5 protein-coding genes are annotated in these 5,595 nt (G+C 64.6%); 2 read left to right on the forward strand and 3 right to left on the reverse strand.

The window, feature by feature from the left end:
- Nucleotides 1-21: 21 nt before the first annotated feature.
- Genes dsbG through dsbD form a run of 3 tightly spaced genes read right to left on the reverse strand, consistent with a single transcriptional unit; the run spans nucleotide 22 to nucleotide 3,361 of the window.
- A complete protein-coding gene (dsbG, locus tag OC610_RS20205; RefSeq protein WP_264430184.1) occupies nucleotides 22-789 on the reverse strand; it encodes a thiol:disulfide interchange protein DsbG in 768 nt (255 codons plus the stop codon).
- Nucleotides 765-1,634 carry a TlpA family protein disulfide reductase gene (locus tag OC610_RS20210; RefSeq protein WP_264430185.1) on the reverse strand — a complete coding sequence of 290 codons (870 nt, stop codon included), beginning with the start codon at nucleotides 1,632-1,634 and terminating at the stop codon, nucleotides 765-767. Before OC610_RS20210 ends, dsbG begins: the two co-directional genes overlap by 25 nt.
- Nucleotides 1,634-3,361, reverse strand: a complete 1,728-nt coding sequence (gene dsbD, locus OC610_RS20215) for a protein-disulfide reductase DsbD (protein WP_264430186.1) — start codon at nucleotides 3,359-3,361, stop codon at nucleotides 1,634-1,636. The genes OC610_RS20210 and dsbD overlap by 1 nt, the downstream gene beginning before the upstream one ends.
- Nucleotides 3,362-3,534: 173 nt before the next feature.
- Here dsbD and OC610_RS20220 point away from each other — a divergent pair, with 173 nt between their 5' ends.
- The gene (locus tag OC610_RS20220; RefSeq protein ID WP_249873928.1) at nucleotides 3,535-4,215 is read left to right on the forward strand and encodes a response regulator; all 681 of its coding nucleotides are present in this window, start codon (nucleotides 3,535-3,537) and stop codon (nucleotides 4,213-4,215) included.
- Nucleotides 4,212-5,537 (forward strand): sensor histidine kinase, encoded by a 1,326-nt coding sequence (locus tag OC610_RS20225; protein WP_264430188.1) that lies wholly within the window; start codon nucleotides 4,212-4,214, stop codon nucleotides 5,535-5,537. Before OC610_RS20220 ends, OC610_RS20225 begins: the two co-directional genes overlap by 4 nt.
- Nucleotides 5,538-5,595: the final 58 nt, after the last annotated feature.

Genomic DNA, 5,595 nt, shown 5'->3' on the forward strand with positions numbered 1-5,595 from the left:
GCCACAGTTCAGTATTCCGGATCATTTAGGTCCGAGAATCTTCACGAGCTTGTCCGGCGACGGCGCGCCTTGCTGCTGTTGCAGTTCGCCCTGGTCATCCAGATAGAAAATCGCCGGGGTGGCGGAGAGCTCAAGCTCGTCCATCAACGCCTGGTTGGCGTCCAGTTTTGCCTGGATGGCCGGCGGTATCTCCTTGAGCGGCTTGAGGGGACTGGCCTTGCCGGCCTTCTCATGGTCCGCCAGGGCTTTCTCCGGCTCCTTGGCGGCGAGCAGCGCGGCCGATTTGCCCGGACTGTCTTCGCGAATGATGCCCACCATGATGTGGCGCAACTGCACCTTGCCGGCCTTGACCCAGGGCCGGGCCTGTTCCCAGAACATGTTGCAATACGGGCAATTCGGATCGCTGAACAGGTATACGGTGCGCGGGGCGTCCTTGCTGCCGTCGGCGATCCAGTTGCTGGCCTCCATCTTCGCCCAGATGGCCTTGGCCATGGGGGCGTAGACCAGTTTTTGCAGCGGCTCGGCGCTCAGGTCCTTGCCGTCCGCGTCATATAGGTTGCCCAGCAACACATGCTTGCCATCCGGCGTCAGGTACAGGGCCATGCCACGGTTCTGGTATTGCGCGGCATAACCGCGCAAGCCGTTCGGCGCCTCGAAGGTGCCGACGATTTTCGCGCCCTTCGCTTCGATCTTCTGGATGGCCGCAGGCAGTTCTTCGGCCTGGAGCAGCGGCGCTTGCAGCAGCGCGCCGGCGAAGGCCAGTGTCAGCAGGTGGTGGAGGCGGGGCATGGCAGTTTCCTTGTCGCGGGGTGGGCCGCCGTGGTCGTACCCGGCGTGTCGAAATTTTCCAGGGCGCGGGCCAGGCTCGCTTTTGATAACTCGCCCAAGTGACTGCCCAACAGGCGGCCATCGGCGCCGTAGAACAGCGTCGTTGGCAGCGCCATCGAGCCGACGGCCTGGCCAAGGCGACCGCTGCCGTCGAACAACACATTGGTGAGGCTCAAGCCCTGCGTGGCAAGGAAGGTGCTCACGCTTTGCATGCTTTCGGCCTGGTTGACGAACAGGAACGTCAGGTCCGGGCGCTGTTTCTGGGCTTCTTCCAGCACCGGCATTTCACGTCGGCAGGGCGGGCACCAGGTGGCCCAGAGATTGATCACCAGTGGGCCGCCCTGATAGTCGACAAGGTTGACGGTTTCGCCTTCAGCGTTGCGCAGGTCGATCTCCGGTAACCGGGTGCCTTGTTCGTAGATCGTCAGCGACATTGTTCCCACGAGCCAGAACAGCAGGCCGCCGGTGACGCTGAAAGCCAACGGTCGACGCAGGCCCGGACGGCGCCGCGCCCATAGCAGGGCGCCGACCAGCAGCGCGATGATGCCCGGCCAGGCGATGAAACCGCCGTCGCGCAAGTCGACGATCTGCCACGGGTCGTCCTGGTAATGGCTCCAGTAGGCCGCGACAAAACCCATCCTCGCGGCCAGGAGTCCCAGCAGGAACAGTCCGAACAGCACCGATTCGGGGTTTTCGCCGCCGTGCCTTGCCACTCGCCAGCCGACGAAAGTCGCCAACGCCAATGCGCTGATCAACAGCAGATGATTGAGGGCGATGGCAAAGGTGCCCAAGGTCAACGTCAACATCAGGGCGCGTTCCGGGTCATGTTCCAGCGCTCCAGGAAGCCCTTGGCGTCTATTTCGCCAGTGATCCGCTGGTTGCGATGTTCTTCACCGTCGGTGCCGATCCACAACAGGCTCGGTGGCCCCGGAACTTGATAGCGACTGAGCAATTCGCGGCTGGCGGGCGTGTCAGAGGTGACGTCGAGGCGCAGCAGGCGCACACCTTTCAAGGCGTCCAGCACCTCTATGCGGCCGAATACTTGTTTTTCCATGATCTTGCAGGACACGCACCAGTCGGCGTAGTAGTCCAGCAGGACCCACTGGCCCTGGGCCTTGGCGGCGTCCAGTTCGCGTTGCAGGGCGGCGGGTTCGCTGACCGTGGTGAAAGCGTCCCGGACCTCGGCGGTCGCAGTGGCGCGGGCACCGCTGTAGACCTCCAGCGGCTTGAACAAATCATCGCTGCCACCCGCGGCCCCCACCAGCAGCAGGCTGCCCCACAACCCGAACAGCAGCGATACGCTACCCCACAGATAGGCGGCACGACCGAACCCTTCGGTCTGGCGCCAGGCGCAGTAGGCTGCGATCACCAGCAGCGCGCCCCACAGGCCGACCCACAACGAGCCATCGATGACCGGGCGGATCATCAGCAGCGCGGTACCCAGGAACAGGAAGCCGAACACGCCCTTGAGCAAGTTCATCCAGGCGCCGGGCTTGGGCAGGAAGCGATTGCCCACGGTCACCAGCAGCAACAGCGGCAGGCCCATGCCGACGCCCATGGTGAACAGGATCAGGCCGCCGTGCAGCGCATTGCCACTCTGGGCGATGAACAGCAGCGCGCCGGCCAAGGGGGCGGTCATGCAGGGGCCGACCAACAGGCCGGACAACGCCCCGAGAATGCCAGCGCCCACCAGGCTGCCACCGCGGCGCTGGCGACCGGCGTTTTCCAGCCGGTCACGCAGCGCGGCCGGCAGTTGCAGCTCGAAGAATCCGAACATCGGCAGCGCCAACACCACGAACACCGCCGCGAAAGTCCCCAGCAGCCAGGGCTGCTGCAGCAATGCCTGGAGATTGGCCCCCAACAGCGCCGCGAGCACGCCCATGGCGGCATACACCAGGGCCATGCTGATCACGTAGCTGCCAGCCAATGCCAAGCCGCGTCGGGGGCCAGCGCCGCTGCCCACCACCAATCCCGCCAGGATCGGCAGCATCGGCAGCGAGCAGGGAGTAAACGCCAGCAACAGCCCCAAACCAAAGAACACCAGCAGGCTCCAGCCCAGCGCGCGTTGTTGCAGGCCGCTGGCCAGGGCCTGGTCCTGCGCTTCGCCAGTGGCTGCCGCCGGAGTGACGCCGCCCAGGTCGACCACTTGGGTCTGGGGCGGGTAACACAGGCCCGCATCGGCGCAGCCCTGGAAGCCGACCTTGATCTTGCCGGTCGCCCCGGCGGGAATCTTCAGCTCCAGGGCCTGGCGATACACTTGCTGGTCGCCGAAGAATTCGTCGCTGTGTGCTTCGCCCTCGGGCAGCTTCGGTTTTTGTGCGTCGGCCAGGCCATCGAACTTGAGTCGCTGCTGATACAGGTAGTACCCGTCGGCGATCTGCCAGAACAGTTGGGTCTCACCGGAATCCAGGCGTTCGGAAGTGAAGACGAACGCCTTCTCCACCGGCAGGAAATCGGGTTTGGTTTCGAAGGGATTGGCGGCCTGGGCCAGGCCCGAGATCAGGAACAGCCACAGCAAAAACAATCGACGCATGGACAAAGCCTTAGAACGAAGCAAGTGAGGGCACAGTGGCGACTGGCGATTAACCGTCGATTAACCCAGCGATACCGGCAAGTGCCAATGATCGCCCATATTTGCTCGACTCGTCGCATAATGTCGGCTTAATCGGCCGCCCGCCTAATCTACCTTTTTCCGTGGGGCTTACCATGCACGTACTGGTCTGCGAAGACGATGAGTTGATTGCCAGCGGCATCGTTGCCGGGCTCACGGCTCAGGGCCTGACCGTCGAGCACGTCGCCACAGCATCGGCGGCTCGGGCGATGGTCGGCGTGGCAACATTCGACGTCATGGTATTGGACCTGGGCCTGCCGGATGAAGACGGCCTGAAGTTGCTCAAGCAATTGCGCCAACAGGGCCTGGAAATTCCCGTGCTGATCCTCACCGCGCGGGATTCGGTGACCGACCGGGTCGATGGCTTGCAGGCCGGGGCTGATGACTACCTGCTCAAGCCCTTCGACCTGCGCGAACTGGCGGCGCGCTTGCACACCTTGTTGCGGCGTGTGGCCGGGCGCAGTGTCAACCTGATCGAGCATGGTCGTTTGACCTATGACCCCAGCAGCCGGGAAACCACGTTGGACGGCCAGCCGGTGGACTTGTCCCGCCGCGAGCAGTCGTTGTTGCAGGCGCTGCTGCACAGCCGTGGCCGGGTGCTCTCTACCGAGCAACTCAAGGACAGCGTCTATGGCTTCAACGACGAGCTGGAAAGCAACGCCTTGAACGTCCATATCCACCATTTGCGGCGCAAGTTGGGCAACGGGATTGTCGAGACGGTGCGCGGCCTGGGCTATCGCCTGGGGCCGGCCGATGGCGGGGAATCGGCCAAGTGATCAGCCTGCGCCTGCGCCTGAGCCTGACCCTCGGTGCGGCCTTTGCCTTGATCTGGGCCTTGGCCGCGGCCTGGATGCTCAGCGACCTGCGCAACCAGATGATGTTTTCCCTCGACCAGCGCCTGGTGGCTTCGGCGCGGATGGTCGCCGGCTTGCTGGAGCAGTTGCCGCCGGTACCCAGCAAGGGGGAGGGCACGCATTTCAGCGCCGAACAATTGAGTATCCCCGGTGGCATGGCCTGCCAGGTCAGCTCCTTGCGCGGGGAAATTCTCGCGCGCAGCCATGACACCCCGGGGCAGCCCCTGGAAGCCGAGAAAATGGGCTTCCACGACCAGATGATCGATGGCGCGCCATGGCGCAGCTTCACCTTGGCCCGAGGTGACTTGCGCATCACCACCGCCGACCGCCAGATCGAGCGCGAGGCCTTGAACCTGTCGGTGCTGCTGGCGGCCTCGGTGCCGGTCGGGGTGGCCTTGCTCGGTTGCTTGTGCCTGCTGTGGCTGGGCATCGGCCAGGGCCTGGCACCGCTCAACCGCATGCGCGATGCCTTGACCCGGCGTAACGCGGACTCCCTCGAACCGCTACAGATTCATCCACTGCCCAGCGAGTTGCGACCTTTGCTGGAAACCCAGAACCAACTGCTCCTGCGCATCGGCAAGACCATCGAGCGCGAACGACGCCTGACCGGCGATGCTGCCCATGAACTGCGCAGCCCGTTGACCGCTATCAAGACGCACCTGCAGGTGGCGCGCATGACCGAAGGCGTCGCCCGTGACCAGTCCCTGGCCCGGGCGGAGGAGGGCGCCGACCGGCTGCATCGCACGCTGGAACAACTGTTGTTGCTGGCCCGGGTGGAGGGCAGCCTGTCATTCGATGACGGCGTGCAATGCAACGCCGAGCAGGTCGCGCGGCTGGCCATCCAGGACGCGACCGGCGGTGCGCCCCAGCGGATCAGGTTGCGGGTGTCGCCTCAACTGACCGATGCGCCGGTGCAGATGCCGGCGGTGCTGTCCATCGCCGCGCTGCGCAACCTGCTGGAGAACGCTGTGCGCCATACCCCGGACGACACCGAGATCGAGTTGAACCTGGAAATGATCGGCCAGCGTGTGCGGTTCCAGGTGCGCGACCACGGTCCTGGCATCGCCGCCGATGATATCCAGCACCTGACCCAGCGCTTCTGGCGCAATGGCCAGAGCAACGGCTGCGGGCTCGGGCTGGCGATTGTCCAGGCCATCGTCCAGCGTTGCGGCTGCGGCCTGCAGTTCGACAGCCGCCCGGACGGGTTGCGTGTCGAGCTGACCGTGCCGGTGCAAGCTGGTTAATCCCGTAGGAGCTGCCGAGCGAAGCGAGGCTGCGATCTTTCTCCGGGGCGATTGAATA

Source organism: Pseudomonas agronomica (assembly GCF_025917275.1).
GTDB classification, from domain to species: domain Bacteria; phylum Pseudomonadota; class Gammaproteobacteria; order Pseudomonadales; family Pseudomonadaceae; genus Aquipseudomonas; species Aquipseudomonas agronomica.

Coding starts and splice junctions, on each gene's coding strand:
- dsbG (WP_264430184.1), bottom strand. CDS start 789: ATGCCCCGCCTCCACCACCTGCTGACACTGGCCTTCGCCGGCGCGCTG.
- OC610_RS20210 (WP_264430185.1), bottom strand. CDS start 1,634: ATGTTGACGTTGACCTTGGGCACCTTTGCCATCGCCCTCAATCATCTG.
- dsbD (WP_264430186.1), bottom strand. CDS start 3,361: ATGCGTCGATTGTTTTTGCTGTGGCTGTTCCTGATCTCGGGCCTGGCC.
- OC610_RS20220 (WP_249873928.1), top strand. CDS start 3,535: ATGCACGTACTGGTCTGCGAAGACGATGAGTTGATTGCCAGCGGCATC.